The sequence below is a fragment of the Paenibacillus tuaregi genome, from assembly GCF_900086655.1.
In the GTDB taxonomy this organism is placed as follows: domain Bacteria; phylum Bacillota; class Bacilli; order Paenibacillales; family Paenibacillaceae; genus Fontibacillus; species Fontibacillus tuaregi.
On the sequence record NZ_LT575476.1, the window covers coordinates 5,129,618 to 5,148,639 of the forward strand.

The 19,022-nt window shown below is 51.4% G+C and carries 11 protein-coding genes and 1 riboswitch; of the genes, 6 read left to right on the top strand and 5 right to left on the bottom strand.

Annotated elements, in window-relative coordinates; genetic code table 11:
• Positions 1–24: 24 nt before the first annotated feature.
• From BN6628_RS23045 to BN6628_RS23060, 4 genes are all read left to right on the top strand, one after another.
• Entirely contained in the window at positions 25–1,320 is a 1,296-nt protein-coding gene (locus tag BN6628_RS23045; RefSeq protein ID WP_068620965.1) for an ABC transporter substrate-binding protein, read from the top strand.
• Between the two features lie 180 nt (positions 1,321–1,500).
• Positions 1,501–1,589, top strand: a riboswitch (cyclic di-GMP riboswitch).
• A gap of 157 nt (positions 1,590–1,746) precedes the next feature.
• Positions 1,747–3,474 carry a methyl-accepting chemotaxis protein gene (locus BN6628_RS23050; protein ID WP_068620967.1) on the top strand — a complete coding sequence of 576 codons (1,728 nt, stop codon included), beginning with the start codon at positions 1,747–1,749 and terminating at the stop codon, positions 3,472–3,474.
• Between the two features lie 20 nt (positions 3,475–3,494).
• The gene (locus BN6628_RS23055) at positions 3,495–4,247 is read left to right on the top strand and encodes an SDR family NAD(P)-dependent oxidoreductase (RefSeq protein ID WP_068620969.1); all 753 of its coding nucleotides are present in this window, start codon (positions 3,495–3,497) and stop codon (positions 4,245–4,247) included.
• Positions 4,248–4,281: 34 nt separating this feature from the next.
• The gene (locus tag BN6628_RS23060; protein ID WP_068620971.1) at positions 4,282–5,793 is read left to right on the top strand and encodes a sodium:solute symporter family protein; all 1,512 of its coding nucleotides are present in this window, start codon (positions 4,282–4,284) and stop codon (positions 5,791–5,793) included.
• Between the two features lie 506 nt (positions 5,794–6,299).
• Here BN6628_RS23060 and BN6628_RS23065 read toward each other — a convergent pair.
• Both BN6628_RS23065 and BN6628_RS26235 read right to left on the bottom strand, forming a co-directional pair.
• Entirely contained in the window at positions 6,300–7,292 is a 993-nt protein-coding gene (locus BN6628_RS23065) for a Gfo/Idh/MocA family protein (protein ID WP_068620973.1), read from the bottom strand.
• Between the two features lie 389 nt (positions 7,293–7,681).
• Complete coding sequence (locus BN6628_RS26235) at positions 7,682–7,858, bottom strand: hypothetical protein (protein ID WP_157692501.1); 177 nt, start codon at positions 7,856–7,858, stop codon at positions 7,682–7,684.
• A 222-nt stretch (positions 7,859–8,080) separates the two neighbouring features.
• Between BN6628_RS26235 and BN6628_RS23070 the strand changes: the two genes are divergently transcribed.
• Together BN6628_RS23070 and BN6628_RS23075 are read left to right on the top strand one after the other, a co-directional pair.
• A complete protein-coding gene (locus BN6628_RS23070) occupies positions 8,081–8,941 on the top strand; it encodes an MFS transporter (RefSeq protein WP_068620975.1) in 861 nt (286 codons plus the stop codon).
• 413 nt (positions 8,942–9,354) lie between these two features.
• A complete protein-coding gene (locus BN6628_RS23075; RefSeq protein WP_068620977.1) occupies positions 9,355–11,727 on the top strand; it encodes a putative bifunctional diguanylate cyclase/phosphodiesterase in 2,373 nt (790 codons plus the stop codon).
• 56 nt (positions 11,728–11,783) lie between these two features.
• Here the strand turns inward: BN6628_RS23075 and BN6628_RS23080 are convergent, their stop codons facing one another.
• The 3 genes from BN6628_RS23080 to BN6628_RS23090 form a co-directional block, all read right to left on the bottom strand.
• Complete coding sequence (locus BN6628_RS23080) at positions 11,784–12,668, bottom strand: GNAT family N-acetyltransferase (RefSeq protein WP_235847749.1); 885 nt, start codon at positions 12,666–12,668, stop codon at positions 11,784–11,786.
• A gap of 474 nt (positions 12,669–13,142) precedes the next feature.
• The gene (locus tag BN6628_RS23085) at positions 13,143–16,508 is read right to left on the bottom strand and encodes a GH36-type glycosyl hydrolase domain-containing protein (protein WP_068622580.1); all 3,366 of its coding nucleotides are present in this window, start codon (positions 16,506–16,508) and stop codon (positions 13,143–13,145) included.
• 177 nt (positions 16,509–16,685) lie between these two features.
• Positions 16,686–18,863, bottom strand: coding sequence for a glycoside hydrolase family 3 N-terminal domain-containing protein (locus tag BN6628_RS23090; RefSeq protein ID WP_068620981.1), 2,178 nt, complete (start codon positions 18,861–18,863; stop codon positions 16,686–16,688).
• Between the last annotated feature and the right edge of the window lie 159 nt (positions 18,864–19,022).

A 19,022-nucleotide genomic window follows, 5' to 3' on the forward strand; every position in this document is an offset into this window, starting at 1 on the left:
GTAAATTATTGGGGAGGTTAAGAAATGAAAAGATGGAAGCTCGCTCTTATCACAGCCGCCGTGTTTGCCCTGGTGCTCTCGGGCTGTGGCAACGGGGCAAAGACAGCCACAGAAGGCACTGGCACTAATACCAATGAGAAGTCCGCAGAGCAGACTACACCTAAGAAGGACGTCAAAATCAAAATGTTCCAGTTCAAGGTGGAAATTGCGGAAGCGCTTAACGAACTCGCCAAGGAATATGAGAAAGAAAGCGGGGTCCAGCTTGAGGTGGAGACTCATGGCGGTGGCGAAGATTATAGCGCGCTCCTGAAGGCCGAGCTGGCTTCCGGATCTGAGCCTGAAATCTTCAACAACGGCGGTTATGCCGGACTTGTGCCTTACATGGACCGGGCTACCGATCTGAGTAATGAAGCCTGGGCCAAGGATCTGATTGATACCGCCAAAGCGCCGACCACCGTGGACGGCAAGCTGTACGGCATGCCGATGAACGTCGAAGGCTACGGCATTATTTATAATAAAGACTTGTTTGCAAAGGCAGGTATTACCGAAGAGCCGAAGACACTCCCACAGCTGAAAGCAGCGGTGGAGAAGCTTAAGGCAGCGAACATTACCCCGTTCGAAGCCACCAATGAATGGTGGTCGCTCGGAATTCACCTCGTGAATGTCGGTACGGCCAACCAACCCGATCCGAAGAAATTTGTGGAGGATGTCAAAGCGGGCAAGGCCACATTTAAAGGCAATGAAGTATTCAAACAATGGCTTGATCTGGTAAATGTGATCTTCGACAATGCCCAGAAGGAGAAGATGACCACCGATTATGCCACTCAAGTAGCTAACTTCGCTGCTGGCAAGGCAGCCATGATGATGCAGGGCAACTGGACGCAAGGCGATATTGACAAGGTTGATCCGAATCTGAAGCTGGGTATTCTTCCTCTTCCCATTGGTAACAAGGAGGGCTCCGTGCTGATTGGCGTTCCGAATAACTATATTGTGAACAGCAAATCCGAGCACCCGGAAGAAGCCAAAGCCTTCCTTAACTGGCTGGTCACCTCTGAGACCGGCAAGAAGTTCATTACCAAGCAGTTCAAGTTCATCCCTGCCATGACCACCATTAAAGCCGAATCCGGTGATATCGGACAGGTCGCGGTTGATCTTCAGAGCAAATCCTCCACTGCGCTGGGCTGGTACTGGGATCTGTTCCCGGATGGGGTCACCCAAGGCTTTGGAGCCGCCATGCAAGAATACCTCGGCAAGCAGATCAATGGAGACCAGCTGCTGGAGAAGCTTGACAAGTCTGTCAGCGACATTGTGAAACAGTAGGCCCAGCTGAAGCTGCGCATGGTCTATACAATATGGAAAGCGGAAGTCCCTTCCAAGGGGATTTTCCGCTTTTTTATTTAATACGGCCTTAATACTAGCCTGAAAGCCCTATTATAAATGTCAAAATTGTAAGAATTATAGATTAATTTGTCTAAATTTGGTACATTAGTTTTACTTCTAAAGTTGCAAAGGCAAACCCGTGGAAACCCGGGGACGCAAAGCCACGTGCCTAAAGGAACTCTCAGTCCTATGGTAGACAGGCCGCCAATCATTATTCTCAGAATGAAGAATGAAGTATGAGCGCTGTCTATTTAGGCAGGCGCTTTTTTTTTATTTTTATAAATTCAGGAGGGTTGATGTCAAACACCGTGGGTTTCCACAGAGCATTCTGTAGGGAAGAATCGCCATATCAAAGGAGAAGAGATTGTGGAAAAAGCAAGGAATCTATCATTGAAGTACAAGGTTTCAATTATCGTTATCGTTGTGGTTGTGCTTATTTTTGCGGCGGTCTCTTATTTCAGCCTGAATATTCTGAAGACGAATCTATCTAATGATTTGAAAAGAGAGCTGCTAAGTGTAGGAACTCTGACCAGCATGCAGGTCGATCCGCAGCAGGTCAGCCGCCTGATCAGTAAGAACGGGCCTGGGAACCCGGACTTTACAAACCTGCAGAAGCAGCTGGATCAAATTCAGAAAGACCAAGGTGTGATGAGCTGGAGTTATATCTGGAGCCTTAAGGACGATAAGGTGACCACTCAGGCGTTCACAACGAATCTGAATGAAATTTACAAACCCGGCGCGCTGTTTGCTGATCTGGCTCCTATTCACCTGGAAGCTGCGAAGAAGGTATATGCGACGGGAGAATCCCAGGTTACCGATATCTTCGATGATCCATTCGGCACCTGGAGAACGGTGTTCTCTCCCATCAAGGTGGATGGACAAGTCATCGCAGTGATCGGGATCGACTATTCGGCGGATTACATCCACAAGCTGTCAAACGAGGCCCGCAACCAGCAGGTGATTATCACCCTGATCGGACTCGTAATTGTAGCTCTTGTTATTTACTCCATCATCAATATGATTCTGAAACCGCTGAAGTCGATTGTGCATGTGTCCAACCGGATTGCAGAAGGCGACCTCAGTAGTGAACAGCTCAGCTATAAGTCGAACGATGAAATCGGCCAGCTTAATTCGGCTGTTGTCAAAATGCAGACCAGTCTGCGTACTCTGATCCTGAACATTCAAGAGTCGTCCGAGCATGTGGCCTCGTCTTCCGAGCAGCTGACCGCAAGCTCCCAGGAGACTGAGACTTACTCCATTAAGGTTAACAACGACATGGCTGAAGTGGCTGAGAAAACTCAAATGACCTCCAAGATTACCGATGAGACTGTAACGGTTCTCGAAGAGACAGCCATCGGCATTCAGCGTATCGCTGAATCTACTTCAGCCGCATCAGAGGAGTCCGAGCAGATGGCTCTTAGCGCTCAGAGCGGACAGGAATCCGTTCAAAAGCTGCAAAACCAGATGAACAAGATTACGGATTCTGTTACCCGTATTGCAGATGTCATCCAGCTGCTTAACTCCCAGATTGGCGAGATCAATGAAATGACCCAGCTGATCACCGATGTGGCTGAACAGACAAATCTTCTGTCACTTAACGCTTCTATTGAGGCTGCACGTGCTGGGGAGCATGGCCGCGGCTTCGCGGTGGTCGCATCCGAAATCCGCAAGCTGGCCGAGAGCACAGGACGTTCCGCCAGTACCATTGCCGAACACTTGTCGAGCATTACACGCAGCACGGCAGAGTCGCAGACTATGGCCCAGGAAGGGCAGCAGGATGTTCGCCACGGTCTTTCTCTAATGAAAGAAGCGGCTCAGGCATTCAACCAGATTCAGGAATCAACCAAGAACGTAGCCATGCAGATGCAGGAAATTTCCGCTTCCTCTGAACAAATCTCGGCTTCGTCCGAAGAGGTTACCGCTTCGGTAACCGAGCTCAGATCGGCAGCTGGGGATATTGCGGTCAAATCCGATCAAGTCGCTTATGCCTCAGGACAGCAGCTGCAATTTATTAAGGAAGTGGCCAAGGCTACAGAATCCTTAAGCGAGACGTCACAATCCCTGCAGGAATTAATCAAAACATTCAAAGTCTAACAGACAGGAGCGATGATCTTATGGGTTATGCAGGACTACAAGGCAAGTCGGCGCTGGTCACTGGCGCCAGCAAAGGCATTGGCAGAGCGGTGGCACTGGAGTTCGCCAAAGCTGGGACAAATGTGATGATCAATTATATCGGCGAGGATAGCGATGCCCTTGCTGTCAAGAAAGAAGCCGAGAGCTATGGAGTAAAGGCAGAGATTTTCCATGCTGATGTCAGTGACTCGGCCCAAGTGCGGGATATGTTCACCGCCTTCGACCGCCTGTTCGGCAGGCTGGACATTCTGGTGAACAATGCCGGAATCGCCCAAGCCGTTACCGTAAGAGATATGACGGATGAACAGTGGGACCGGATGATCAAGGTTCATCTATACGGCACATTTTATAATGCCAGAGAAGCGGCACGCCGGATGTGGGAGAACCAGGCAGGCAAGATCATCAATATTTCCTCCGATCTAGCCAGTCTCGGCTGCGAGGAGTTTACGCATTACTCCGCCGCCAAGGGCGGCATCAGCTCCTTCACCAAGGCGCTCGCCCGCGAGCTTGCTCCTCACATCAATGTCAACTCGGTGGCGCCAGGAGGCACCTTTACCGACATCTTGGCGGACTTTGGCGAGGGTTATGAAGAAGAGGAAGCCGCAAAATACCCATTGAAACGGCTCGCCCAGCCTGAAGAGATTGCCAAGTCCGTTCTGTTTCTGGCTTCCGACGATGCGAATTTCTATACCGGCCAGATCCTGGGACCTAATGGCGGCAGCGTAATGAACTAAACGGATTATAGCAGGCTTATACAGGAGGAACATCATGACATCCATTATCGTATTTCTGATTTACTTGGCCTTCATCTACTATATTGGCTTCAAAGGTTATCAAAAAATTAAAACCGCCGAAGACCTGCTCGTTGCCGGCTGGAGCATGCCGTTGTATGTCGTGGCGGGCAGCCTGCTGGCCGCCATGCTGGCAGCGCCATTCTTCTTCGCCGCAATTGGCTCCGGCTACAGTACCGGCGGCTTCGAGGGTACGGCAACCATGGCCGGGCTCGGCACCTGTATGATCCTGGGCGCCTTCATCTGGACCCGGCCGCTGCGCCGGCTCAAGGGCTGGACGATCGCCGACTATTACGGGCTCAGATACGCCAGCAAGAAGCTCGGCGCATACTCCGGCTCCGTCATGACAATTGCATTCGGATTCTTCAATGCCGGTGCATTAACTGTCGGCGGTACCTATATCCTGCAGGCGATCTTCCACCTGGAATTCATTCCGGCCGCTCTGCTGTTCGTGCTGCTGACCGCCCTGTATTCCATCATTGGCGGGCTGTGGGCGGTAGCCTACACAGAGGTTATTCAAGGACTGCTCTCCATTCTGGGTATTCTCGGGATTACGATCGCCGTCATTTATTCGTATCATGACAACATCTTCCACCCCGACTGGTGGAACATAAGCACCCTATACAACAAGGGCGGTGCTACCTTCTGGAGCCTGTACCTTGTGCTGGCGCTCGGTGACATTCCTGCAGCCGATCTCGGGCAGCGGGTAGCCGGGGCCAAGAACCCGAAGATCGCCCAGCGGGGCATGATCATCTCCGGGATCGCGGTCATTGCGATCAGCTGGATTCCCGGCATGCTTGGGGAAGCATACAAGTATATCTACCCGGGCAGCCAGAATCCGGAGAATCTGATGCTGGCCTTCGCCCAAGGCTACTTCCCGCCGCTCGTCTCCGCCATCTTCCTGACAGCACTTGGTGCGATGGGCATGTCCACACTGGCCGCGTGCTTTGTCGCGTCCTCGGGTGTATTCACCAAGAACATTTATCTCGATTTTATTAATACGAATCCGTCCCCAACCAAGCTGCTCCGGGTATCCCGTATCGGAATCGCGGTAAGCGCCGTGATCGGCTTCGTTCTGGCGATCAACTTCCAGCAGATTATTGACCTCGCTTATCTTGCCTGGGATATCATCTTCGTGACGGTGTTCTGGCCGCTCGTGCTCGGGCCATTCTGGAAGAGAGTGTCCACCATTGCCGTGTGGGCCAGTATTACGGTGGGTCTGCTCTATTACATTCTCACTTCGATCTTTGGGGTTCCCGGCTGGACCACCGAATCGACCGGATTCTTCGGACTGGTTACTGATCTGTGGATGATGCCAGGCATGTCCGGCGTAGTTGTATCCGGAATCACCATCGTGCTGTTCAGCCTGATCTTCCCGGCAACCCCGGCGGTACAGGCTATGTTCGACAAACAGAAGGATGCTTCGCTGGATGATGTTGACGGCACGGACGATGTGAACTCCGGCTTTAACCTGGAAGCCCGGGCTTAAGAACGGGTTAGGCCACTAAGCCACCTAAGCTGCTTAAACCACTTGAACCGATTATAGCGATTGATCCGCTTGAACAGATTAATCGATTAGACCGGTCCAGAGGATAGCGGCGATAACATTTGACGAATGACATCTCGGCCGCAGCCTTCTTGAGAAACTCTTGAACTAATCCGTATCCCTAGCAGCGTATATCACATTTACTACAAACAAGGGTGCCCCAAGCCATATTCATGGTTGGAGGCACCCTTGTTATATTGCCACGTATCTAACCGCCTGCTGCAACAGCCATTACAGCAGTTGGATACTAGCTATATAAGTTGAACACGTAATTCTTAAGTTCGACTTATAAAGAAACAAATCTACTAATCCCAAACCTTTGCGATAGGAAGGTTCCACTCACGTTTATTCCCCAGCCGTCCTCCTGAGCAGCAAATATTGGTTCATTCCCTTAAGACTCTACCCTCACTCACTTCAGGAGTTCACAGAAGGACTGCGAAGCAACCGCCTTACAATTCCACCCGTCTGCGTTCTCTCGCCGACTGCAGACATGCATCGATCAGTCTCATATTATGAACGGCATCCTCCGCTTCAAACCTCGGCTGTCTAAGGCCAAAGGCGGCAGCAGCCACATCATCAACCTCCAGCACGTAAGAATTCACGCCCTCAGGTCTCTCCTCACGGGAAATGCCGTCCTTATATACGGTGAACGCCGTATTCTTCTCTCCTGCCGTGAACGTGTGTGGCACTTCAATTCTTCCTCTGCTCCCAAGGATTTCAAGGAACTCCCGACCTTCCGCCCACATGCCACAGTCAAAGGTAAGCCCCACTCCGCCCGGGAACTCCACCAGTCCGGAAGCCATCATATCCACGCCATCGTGTGCATCGGAGAACTGGGCCTGTACGGTGGCTGCCACAGGTTCGGCTCCCAGGATAAGCCTGGCTGCACTTAACGGATAACAGCCGACATCATACAGTCCGCCTCCCCCATATTCCCGCTTCGCCCGGATGTTTGTGGTATCCGGGTTATTGAAAGTAAATACACTCCGTATTCCCCGGATTTCCCCAATCTCGCCTTGCTCAATCAGCTCCCGGACCCGGTCTAGCCGCGGATGGTGCCGGTACATGAAGGCTTCAGCCAGAACCATGCCGGTTCTGGCACTTGTCTGTGCCATTTCGCTTGCCTCGGCCGCATTCAGTGCTAACGGCTTCTCGCACAGCACATGCTTACCCGCCTCCATCGCCTTAATGGCCCATTCCCGGTGGAGATGATTCGGGAGCGGGATGTACACCGCATCAATCTCAGGATCGGCTAACAGCTCCTCATAAGTGCCGTAAGCTTTATCCATACCGAACTGTGCCCGCACCGCTTCCGACTTATCCAGATTGCGACTGGCCACGGCAGCTAACACTCCAGTAGCCGACTGCTGAATCGCAGGCATAACCGCCTTAATTCCGATATCTGCTGTGCTTATAATTCCCCAACGAAGCTTCTTCTCCATCTGCTGCACCTCTTGTCCCATGAATGTAGTTTACCGCAAGTCTATCTACCCCTATTTCATACCACACCTGGATTCATAGTTTCAAATTCTTCCATTAATCCGAAGACAGCGGGAAATGCATGGTAGGCCCGGGTGCTTTGAAGGAGTGCTAAGAATAATGCTCACGATAGAACTTACAAAATAGACACATATGAACAACCTAACCCATATAAAAAGGCGCATATAACCCTATCCAAGCTACTGGAGCAGCTGTTTGCATTCTATCAGATGATCATTACAAGCTGGATTCGATGCAGACCAAAGAGACTGTCCCAAGGCCAGGTGATTATGGCCAAGACAGCCTCATAAGAACGAATTAGTACGCACTGACACTTCTTAACGCCACCTGCTTATTCCTCAGGCTTGCTGATGAACTCATTCGGGATATCCTCACCATCCGCATTATGGTTCTTGTACTGGCTCTTGCGGCCCGGCCGATGCTCCCCACCCCGTACACTGCTCACACTCTGACCGTTATTATCAGATCCCTTAAAACCCTTCGGATCGTTCTGCTCCGGATGTGTCATTTCAATTCCCTCCTCGGTTACCAATAGTGAATCCTATCAGTATTATGGCTTCTTCTTCTAAAATCATGCACAGATTCCATGAATCCATTGACCCTTGACAAAAGATACGTCGGCAGCCTGATGCTGATCGATGTCTCATCGATGATGCACGGCTATAGCAAGCTGGATACGGAATTCTGCTTCGTCTGATCGTAAAGGATAAATAACGAAAGAGGTGTGAATATGACTGCTGTTCATAACAATAACAATAATCGAAGGTGGCTTCTCATCGGGCTCCTGCTTGGCGTTATCTTCTCGGCCCTAGATGAAACCGTGGTGTCCACCGCCCTGCCAACTATTATCCGAGAGCTAAACGGATTGGCCCTGCTTGGCTGGGTGGCTGGCATCTACATGCTGTCCATCACCATCTTTATGCCGATCTTCGGCAAGCTGGCCGATCTGTTCGGCTATAAGAGAATTTACTTAATCTGCATGACCTTATTCATGGCAGGTTCCATCATAAGCGGGCTCTCCAATTCCATGGCTATGCTGCTGATCGGCCGTGCCATACAGGGAATTGGAGCCGGAGTCCCTGTCATCAGCTATATTATGCTGGCTCAGATTAATGTAGAGACCTCGGTAATTTATGTGCTGGTCACGTTCTTCATTCTGGGGCTTGGCATCGGCGTGCTGTTCGGAACAGACAATCTGATTGTGCAGGAATCCGTGGACAAAGAACACGCAGGTATAGGCCTTGCCACCGTGCAGCTGTTCCAGTCTCTCGGCACCACCCTTGGTTTTAGTATTTTCGGCAGTCTGCTCTCAGGCAGAATCAGCAGCGGCATTGCTTCCTTGTCCGACAATCTTCCTGCCGAAACGAGGGAGTCCCTTGGCAATGGCAGCATTCCGCACGGTTTGCCAGCGGATCTAATCCTGAATGTTAAGACGGTCTTTGCGAATTCCTTCCAATCTATCTTTGCCATCAGCATTGGATTTGCGGTATTGACTTTCATCATTTGCCTCTTTATGAAGAAGGAAGTGCTGTCCCCTCAATCCGAAGCACCGCAGTCAAAATCCCCTTCCAGCGCCGGAGTAAATGCTTAAATCCCCCCGCATACCCGCGTTAGAACAACTACCTATCTGCAGCAAATAAAAAATATCCCTTGGACTGCCTTCTTCCCAACTCAAGAGTTAGGGACTGAGCTGTTTCAAGGGGTGTTTCGCATTTCGGTAACATAACCTTTATCGGTGACCATTCGGCAGGGAATATCACTGAATTTCCGTCGAAAATACAGCGATTTCTGCCAAAGTGAAGCGGTCTGGACGTTATTTCCCCCCATCCACACAACTTGGATGATATAACCAAATTTATAAAAGACATGTCTAAAGAACCAATTATGTATTAAAAGTTTCATGACTTTATACCGATAAAATATGAAGGTAACTCTCGCTGGGCCAGGAAGTATATCGGCCATCCGATAACGACTGTACATACTAAGAGCGATTGGAGCAAATAAATGAACATCTTGTTGTACTCAATCGTAATTGATTTAATTCCCTTTCTGTTTCTCTATTATATGGCCATTGAGATTTTTCAAAGACAGCCCAAGAATCGTCTGCATCAGCTTACCATGGTCCTGACTCTTTCACTGGGCCTCATTTTTCTGTTTGATTTCCTGATATTTCAGGTTCCGCTGGGGAGCTTGGCTGATGAAGTAGGTTCGTTGAAATACGCGGTCACCTTCCCAACCATGGCCCTCGCCTTATATTTCTTCCACTATATTAGCCGGCTGAAGCTCCATCCTGCATTAAAGCACATGGCCTGCCTGGCTCCTATGCTGGGACTTATCTTTATCTTCATTCCGGACTCGGGCATTCCGGCCGTAATGATCCAGGAATTCAATGAGGGGCGTGTCGCCGAGTTTAATGACCTGTTCCGGATCGTACTTCTGTCCTTGATCGTCTACACCCTTCTTGTCCTGCTTCTGATGATTGCGGTATCGTACCGCAAGCTGCACAGCAATAAACTGCTGGTACAGGAGCGTTACCGCATCCAGGTCATCCTGATCGGCTCCCTGATCACGGTGGTGTCGCTTATTGTTCTGTCCTCGCTGAATTTCTTGCTTAGGACAAACGAGCTTTATGTTTTTGATTTTTTGCCGTCCTACTGTGTCTTTCCTTGGATTATTGCAATTCGTTATTCCATGGTCCGCTTTGACTTTCTCGCCTCAGCGGGGCGCCGTTATGAACTTCTCTTCAAGAACTCCTATAACGGAATTGCCCTTCTTAACGAGAGAGGGGAGATTGTGGAGACAAATAAGGCCTTCCGGGAGCTTCTGGGAGCCAATCACACCAGCCTGCTGGGCATCCACTTTACCGAGCTGATGCGGGAAGAACAAGCGCTTTCTTTTGCAGAGAACTATGAACAGCATTTCACAACATTGAAGCCGGGACAAGAGGAGTTCGAGCTTAAGCATGTAGATGGTACATATAAACAGGTAGAGGTTTACTGTGATTACTTGGAATCTGGCGGGCAAATGCTAGCTTTCCTGGTTACCCAAGATATTTCCAGACAGAAGAACACCGAGCGTGAGCTGATAGAGATGGCTTACCAAGATACACTCACCGGACTAGGCAATCTCCGGCTGCTGCGGGATAAGCTGGCGGCCACGCTGGAGACCCTCCAACATGACAGCAAGGTAGCTTTAATCCTGCTTGATTTGGATCAATTCAAGTGGATTAATGATACCTTGGGGCATTCTTCCGGCGATTTGATGCTCCAACAGGTGGCAGACAGCTTGAAGGCCAGGCTGCCGGATAGCTGTGTGATCACGCGGCTTGGGGGTGATGAGTTCGCCATCATGATCGAAGGTCTGCAGGAAAATGACGATGCAATGAACTATTCTGACGCGTTGATGGATATTTTCAAGAAGCCTTTTGTAATTGACAACAAGCTGTACACCGTAACCGCCAGCATAGGGGTGAGCATCGCTCCAAGGGACGGATCACAAATCAATGTGCTGCTTCAGAATGCCGATATGGCCATGTTCGAGGCCAAGAAGGCCGGACGAAACCAAATTTACATGTTCAACTCACAGCTTCAAGAGAAGGCCGACCGGAATCTCGCTGTGTATAACGGTTTGTTCAAGGCGCTGGAGCAGAATGAGCTAACCCTGCATTACCAGCCCCAGATTGACTTAAGTACACGGCGGGTGCACGGCGTAGAAGCGCTGCTGCGCTGGAACAGCCGCGAGCTTGGTCCCGTATCTCCAGCGGAATTCATTCCTGTAGCGGAGGATACCGGACTTATCGTGACCATTGGTGCCTGGGTTCTGAGAACAGCCATTATTCAAGCGAAAAGCTGGGTTGATATGGGATACAGAGACTTCGTGGTATCCGTTAATATCTCTGCCCAGCAGCTTAGAGACCAGCAATTCGCCTTCCATGTCATCGACCTATTAAGGCAATTCGACCTGCCTGCCCGGAATCTGTGCCTTGAAATTACCGAGAGCACGGCCATTATGGATCTGGAGGCCTCGCTCCGGCTGTGCGGTGAACTGAACGACCTGGGCATCACCCTGGCATTGGATGATTTTGGCGTAGGCTACTCCTCTCTCAGCATGCTCAGCAATCTGCCGCTACATTACCTGAAAATTGACCGCTCCCTGATCACCAACATTGCGGTTAGCAAACGGGACGCGGCGGTGGTAGGGACAATTATTGAATTGTCCAACAATCTCGACATGCAGGTTGTGGCCGAGGGCATCGAGACGACCGATCAGCTCCGGATCTTGGAGCAGCTGGGCTGTCATGAAGTTCAAGGCTACCTGTTCGGCAAGCCGATGCCGGCCGCAGAGCTGACTCTTTTCCTCGAAGGCCGAAGCAAATAACACAAACAATCCCAATCCGGTAGAACCAGGTTGGGATTGTTAGGTTTAGGCAGGAACTATTCCGCAGCAGGAGCAGAAGTAGGAACAGGAGCAGGGGCAAGCTCATTCTCCATATATACCAGCTCAAACTCCTTGGAGAAGCCGAGCCCGGTAAGTATGTTCACGAGTTCCTTCTGGCTGCCCTCATGGCTGATCACGGTCTTTTTCACTGCTCCCTTGCCTGGGTCGAAGACCTGGCCAAGCAGATATTTATGAACCTGAAGCGCGTTCGCATGTTCCGGCTGGACCTCCAACCGATACAGCATAATCGAGACAAGCTCACCTTGGATATTATAATTCTGCTTAAATACTGCATAACCGACAGGCTCACCGCCAAGATAAGCGATCAGCGATAGGCCCCCTTTAGCGCTCTGCCACTGGGTCTGCCAAGCCGTTCTGGAGTTATAGAACGGAAGCCTTGATACGGCAATCGGTAGATCCAGATCAGCTGTATAGGTAGTGTCAATGCCTGCTTCAGTCTCAAAATACACCGGCTCACTGGTGCTCAGGAATAGAAGCTTGTCCTGCACCACATAACCGAACTTCTCATACAGCTTGATGGCCCCTACATTCTGAACGAACGCCTCAAGCGTAGCCTGATGCGCCCCGGCCTCCCGGTAGGCCTTGAGGCTCTCTTCCATTAAGAGCTTTCCAAATCCCTTCCCCCTGTACTCGGGAGCAAGACCGATTCCCCCGTTCCAGCCGGTAACATGGCCCTCTGGATACTTACGAATTCCGTTCAGGTTAATCCCCACCGGCCTGTCCCCATCCAGCATGATGTTGGACAGGTCGAACTGCAGATCCTCATTTACCATCCGGTTAATAAAAGCTGCCATCGGCAGGGTCATATTCACATAATACCCCTCGAATCCCTTCTCCCATGCCTCCAGCACTGTCTTCATTGACACTTCATGCAGTCTCTTGACGGTAACCAAATGAATCACCCCGTATTAAATAAAATTACAATAGTTGCTAACATAAGTTGAACTACAGATTTACACGAAGGGCAGCCGTGGGAAAGGTCCTTTAAGGTCGCTGTTGCTCCCAGATGTCTTGATATTAATTTATTAAGCTGAGGAGTCCTGTCACCAAAGGCATAGGCAACCCTTCGCTGCTCCTGAATCATTTCACGCTCCTGCCCTATTGGTAATTCCTGCATTCAACTTATATAGGCTAGCTTACACCACGCTTCCTAAAAATACCATGGAGTCTCTTATTCCTACACCTGCCCCTTCCACCTGTCCCTTCTTAAGATTAAACCACTGCGAAAATATATAAGAAGCAGCCTCAGGAGCTTAACTTCTTCTTCACTCCTGCGGCTGCTTCTTCCGTATTACGTACTATTTTGTTTTACCCGTATCTAATCTGGCGGAAACTTACATATAAATTTCTATCTCCGTGCCGCTAGGCGCAAGCAGCGGTCTGAGATCTTCCCTGCGGACACACAGTCCCCCGGTGCGGTAACGGTTGGCGGTTGCTGTGGCCGGAACGTCCTGTCCTCCAGCTGCCACCCGACGTACAACACCGTCCGTATACCGGTAGATGAAGGTCACCGGCTGTCCATCATACTCGAAGTCGAAGCGGAGTCCGTCCAGATCCGCCGGAAGCACCGGATCGATCACCAGATCGCCGCCAGCCTCCCGGATGCCGAGAGCCGCTGAGATCAGCTGGTTCATGTAGATTCCCGGGCCGCTGGAGTAAATTCTCCAGCCACCTTTGACCGGAACCTTGCCGTGCTTCAGCTCCTCAAAGCGCGTCTGTGCTTCATATCTGGTTGCAAATTTACCGTCGGAGCTGCTGAAATACGTATTGCTCTGTCTAAGCTCCGCATTAGGCACCACGTCTTGGATGCCGATCGGGTTAATGGCGGCAAGCCCATGCCATACCTGGTCCCGCTTCCCAAGCTTTGCCATAGCCTCCACATAGCGAATATGCGCATGCACGTACTGAAGCCCGATCTCACGGCCGAAGTTCGCCGCCTGCTCGGCCCGCTTGAAGTGGATGCTAACCCCTCCTGTATATTGGGCCGGGCGATTCATCAGCCTTACCCCATCAGGACAGAGAAGATGCTCCCGAATCAGCTTATAATGCGACTCGGCCTGTTCTGGCGTTAGAAGTTCGCTGATCATACCGCGGGTCATGGGGAGCAGCCGATACTGGATGCCTGTCTCCTGATCCGTAGGATGTACCATCAGCTTCGCATCATCCGGGTTCTCCAGGTAGACAAACCCGGGAATGACCCCCGTGCCCAGCATGTACTGGTTAAAGTCCCTGCGGATGCCTTCATAGAGCTGTTCAAGGTCCTCAGCCATCTGTGGCTCGGTTTCTTGAAGCACCTGCGAAAGCTGACGGATCGCCTGATAAGTCAAAGCCACCGTCCAACTGCTGACCATGTACTGTTTGAGCTGCTCATTGGCCGGCTGGAGTGTATCATCCCAGTCTCCGTCCCCATAAGAGGACAAGCAGGTATCATGCAGGAAATGCCCCTCGATATAACCTAGCTCCTTAAGCACATGATCACGCAGTGGCTGAGGCTCCGTAAAATCAAAACTATGCTTGCGTGTATAAGGAACCAACTCCTGTAAAATTCCGAAATCCTTCGTAGCTGTCAGATAGTCGCTCAGTACTTTAAGCGGCCAGACAATAATATCGCCGTGGCTGTCTTCCTGCTGAATCTGGGCATACTTGTCGAACATAAACCACTGCGGCCAGTTCCCGTCATCCTCATATTGGTGTGAGTACACCGTCAGGATAATGTCGCGTACCTGCTTATAGTTATGGGTAGCCATAAAATACTCCGCAGGGCCTTGGCATACATCTCGGGTTCCCCAAGCCGCGCCGCCATACTGCTCCAGTCCGTGAGGCACAGAATAATGCACCAGCATGTTGTGGGTATACCACCAGGCTAGGGCGTTCACCTTGAAGAGCTCACCCTGCTCTCCCCCCCGTGACAACTTGAAGCCATTCATAACCCTGGCATAAAATTCACGGTAACGCTCTACCTCACTGCCGAAATTGCGGGGCTCTGGCTTGGAACCTCCGCCCTGAATCAGCCCCTGGATTGTCATGGTCCACTCTGCTGCTGGCTCAAGCTTCAACACCACCAAAGAAGCTGTTCCCTGGGCCGGTCCGCTAACCAGTGACCGCTCGTCCGTCAGGCTGAAGCTTGGACCTTCCAGATCCAGCCGGTAGGTCAGAGCCGGATAGAAGCCGGAGCTAATCGAAGCCTGATCGGCGCGGAACAGAAGTGTTCTGTCCTGCTGCTCCATATGATACGGAACCTCATATTCTCCCACATTCATGGAGATTTGATTCGTCACCAGATAGCGGTATGCCTTCCCGCTGACCGAACGGACGCTAAGATGAACTTCAGGTGAGTCAACCACCGTGTAATTCGTGACTACCAGCATGTCGGAAGCGGTCTTATAATACCAGCGGGTATAGTTGAAACCAATTTCGAACAAGGATGGCATGGTCAGCAGATGGAACTTCCCATCCAACTCCACGTAAATGCGCTGTCCCGAAGTTTTAGGAACATTCAGCGCATTCCGGGTGTTGGTCATCATTTTATTGAAATTAGTATTCCCCACCACCAGCTGGGAGTTAAATACGCCGAACATATACGAGGTGGTCGTAATCACCTGGTCATTCATCCGGGCATTATCTCCGCTCATCAGAATATGCCCATGAGGACGCTCCACCCGAAGCTCCTTGTCCTTCAGAATCACATGCTCATAAGTATCTGTGAAAAAAGACAGCAGCGTGTCGCCGTCATACTCTTCCTGGCAACGGTTAGGGAACAGCAGCTCCAATTCCTTCTGCTCAAGCGGAAGAACCTTCAAGGGCTCTCCGATATGTCCGCATCTGGCCACCTGTCCGAACGTCTGCCCTCCGTCACGGCCCTGCTCAGTCTGCAGCTGTGCCTGCACTTTGTCCCACGCCTTGCGAACATCCGCCGTGTATTCCAGAGACGACGTAGCTGCAGAATGATCAGGCCGGAACAAGCCATAGAAATTGAACCGCGCCTGTCCGTTAAGCCGGACTCTCTGAGTCTGCAGAGCTGTATAAGCGAACTCGTACTGATAAATATCATTAGCCAGCTTTTCCCGGGAGAGAATGGCCGGTTTATTTGTCTCTTTGTAGGACAGCCCGAAGAACTGGAATCCGTCCGTGGAGTACCCTACCGCTTTGGTTAGGGAACCCTGCTGGAGATAAGGGAATTTGCCGCCCTGCGGTTGATTTTGCCGCGAACAGATCACATACCCGAGCTGCTCATCATCGAACACATTATGATCAATATATTGGGATAAGTAAGCTTCATTGCTGCGTACCGCCCCAGGATCGGCAATTCCCACGTCCTGCCCGTAGATCAAATCCGCTTCGACACCCGAACCTTCCAGCTCGACATCCCAGAACCAGATTCCCTCGTCAGCCAGGGTAAATCTGACCCGGTACCTGATTTTCCCGGATTCCAGGGACTTGATCTCGCCCTCCCATTCCAGATGGCCGGCATATTTGCGGAGAAGACTCCCCGAATCCACACCCAGCAGCGGGTATGCATGAATTCCATCCTGCTCATGCAGTCTGAGATAGATATTGCCCAGTGAACCGTCTACCGGATTGCTCAGCAGTTGATTAATCATGATATTCTGCCCGCTTGCCTGATACAAATCACCGCTGTTTAAAAAAGTGAACTTCAGCAGCTCATTCTCCAAAATAAGCTTTGCGCTTGTTGCAGTCATCGTCAATCTACCCACATCCTATTCTCTCTGTATATATAAAATGAACTTATAAAGATTGGAATTGTTATCCAGTAGGGCATTTCGGAGACAAAGGCGGACGCTCCGCTTCTTCAGAATCACTCGGGATCGAAGCTGAGACCGGTTGATTCTAAGATTCATTTTATATGGCTACCACATTTATTTCTCAAGCCGGAACTCGGCACCAGCCGCATCCCGGCTGTTCGTTCCCACAAAGACAGTAAAACGCCCCGTATCACTCTTATATTGCAGGTTGGCATGGTGGTAGCGGAGCTGCTTCTCACATAAAGTAAAGGCGACCTCTGCCTTTTCACCTGGTTGCAAGAAGACCTTCGTCCAGCCCTTAAGCTCCTTGAGCGGCCGAACCACATCGCCCGACCAGTCCCGGACGTAGAGCTGCACAACCTCTTCCCCCGCACAGCTTCCCGTGTTAGTCACCGTAACCCGCACGGTGATGGGCTCTTTCTCAGTCATCGTCTCCGATGAGAGCGTCAGGCCGCTGTAGGCAAACGAGGTGTAACTCAGGCCATAACCAAACGGCAGAAGCGGCTCATTCGGAATGTCCAGGTACTGGGATACGTACCGGACCTGGGCATCAGGCGCATCTTTAGGCCGTCCCGTATTGAAGTGATTGTAGTACACCGGAATCTGGCCTACGGAATACGGAATGGACATGGTTAATTTTCCTGAAGGATTGACCTCCCCGAACAAAATGTCCGACACCGCTGCTCCGCCCTCACTACCCGGATACCAGGCCTCAAGCACCGCATTCGTCTCGCCAAAAACTCCATGCAGATCGAGTGGACGGCCATTGAAAAGCACTGCAACCATCGGCTTGCCCAGCGGCTTCAGCCAGGAAATCAAATCAAGCTGCGCCTGAGGCAGACGGATATCTGAGCGGCAGCCTGCTTCGCCGCTCCACTCGGAATCTTCCCCAAGCGCAAGCACGATAACGTCGGCTTCCCTAGCCGCCGCTACCGCCCGCTCCATCTGGCCTTCGATGGAAGATTCCAGCCCGCAGCCTTGCGTGACGATCAGCCTGGACGAACCTACATAGCTGCGCATAGCCTCGTCCAGCCTAACGGCATCCTCCTGCGAGCCGGACCATGACCATGGCCCAAGAATGTCTCCGCTGGATGCAAGTGGCCCAATCAGGGCAATCTTCTGGTGCTTGCCCAGCGGAAGCACTCCGTCATTCTTGAGCAGCACGCAGGATTTGGCCGCAAGTTCACGTGAAGCCAGGCGATGCTCTTCACAGAACACAATCTCCTGCTCTGCCTTTGGATCAGCCCCGCGCAGCGGCTCATCGAACAGTCCCAGCTTCATCTTCAGCTCCAGGATGCGCATGACTGCTTCATCAACCAGCTTCTCTTCCACAAGACCTTCCTGTATGAGGCGCGGCAGGTAGTGGACATAACAGCTGGTCATCATTTCAATGTCGACTCCGGCCTGGATGGCCCGGTAAGCGGCTTCGGCTTCATCCTCCGCAACACCATGCGGGATCAGCTCCTTGACAGCCCCCCAGTCCGAAATGATCACACCATCAAACCCCCACTCCTCACGGAGCAGCTCGCGCATCAGCTTGCGGTTCCCAGTGGAAGGAACACCGTCCACCGTATTAAAGGAGGTCATTACCATCTCGCAGCCTTCATCCAGCGCGGCCTTGTAAGCTGGCAGATAGTACTCCCGAAGCTGTCTTTCCGAAAGATCCACCGTGTTGTAATCGCGTCCGCCTTCCGAGAGTCCGTATGCCGCAAAATGCTTCACACATGCGGCCACACGCATCTTATCCCCCTGCAGATTTTGGCCCTGGAAGCCTCTGACAAAGGCTCTGGCGAATTCACTGTTCAGATAAGGGTCCTCGCCGGTGGATTCCATCACCCGTCCCCAGCGGGGATCACGTACCAAGTCAACCATTGGGGCGAAGGTAACATGCACACCGGATACCGCAGCCTCCCGGGCGGCAATCTCGGCGCTCTTCTCCGCCAGCTCCAGATCCCAGGAGCAGCCGATTGCCAGCGGCACTGGGAAGATCGTTTTGAAACCGTGTACGATATCAGCCATCACCAGAAGCGGAATCCCGTGGCGGTTCTTTGCCAGGTGGGCCTTCTGAACGGCGATAACTTCCTCTGCCCCTGCCAGGCCAAGAACAGAGCCTGCTCCCTGTACCATCTCATCCGTAATGCCAAGCGACGCCATTGGCCCGGTAATCTGCCCGCCCTCATTCGCACCCTCAAAGAAAGGGGCTGCGAGCTGAAGCAGCTGGGCAATCTTCTCGTCCTGAGTCATCCTGTCTATATAATTTTGTAGATCCACATTTCTGCACTGCTCAATCATGCCCATACCTCCTGTATAATTAAAGAACATGTTATATAAGTCGAATTATTGATTTACACGTACCCTTATGAAATGTTCTTCCAATCGCTGATGTTCCCAGATTCCTCAATTCAATTTACAGGTGAAAGTCCGGTCACAAAAGCAAGCGTTCGCTTCTCC

Coding starts and splice junctions, on each gene's coding strand:
- BN6628_RS23045 (WP_068620965.1), top strand. CDS start 25: ATGAAAAGATGGAAGCTCGCTCTTATCACAGCCGCCGTGTTTGCCCTG.
- BN6628_RS23055 (WP_068620969.1), top strand. CDS start 3,495: ATGGGTTATGCAGGACTACAAGGCAAGTCGGCGCTGGTCACTGGCGCC.
- BN6628_RS23060 (WP_068620971.1), top strand. CDS start 4,282: ATGACATCCATTATCGTATTTCTGATTTACTTGGCCTTCATCTACTAT.
- BN6628_RS23065 (WP_068620973.1), bottom strand. CDS start 7,292: ATGGAGAAGAAGCTTCGTTGGGGAATTATAAGCACAGCAGATATCGGA.
- BN6628_RS26235 (WP_157692501.1), bottom strand. CDS start 7,858: ATGACACATCCGGAGCAGAACGATCCGAAGGGTTTTAAGGGATCTGAT.
- BN6628_RS23070 (WP_068620975.1), top strand. CDS start 8,081: ATGACTGCTGTTCATAACAATAACAATAATCGAAGGTGGCTTCTCATC.
- BN6628_RS23075 (WP_068620977.1), top strand. CDS start 9,355: ATGAACATCTTGTTGTACTCAATCGTAATTGATTTAATTCCCTTTCTG.
- BN6628_RS23080 (WP_235847749.1), bottom strand. CDS start 12,668: ATGAAGACAGTGCTGGAGGCATGGGAGAAGGGATTCGAGGGGTATTAT.
- BN6628_RS23085 (WP_068622580.1), bottom strand. CDS start 16,508: ATGACTGCAACAAGCGCAAAGCTTATTTTGGAGAATGAGCTGCTGAAG.
- BN6628_RS23090 (WP_068620981.1), bottom strand. CDS start 18,863: ATGATTGAGCAGTGCAGAAATGTGGATCTACAAAATTATATAGACAGG.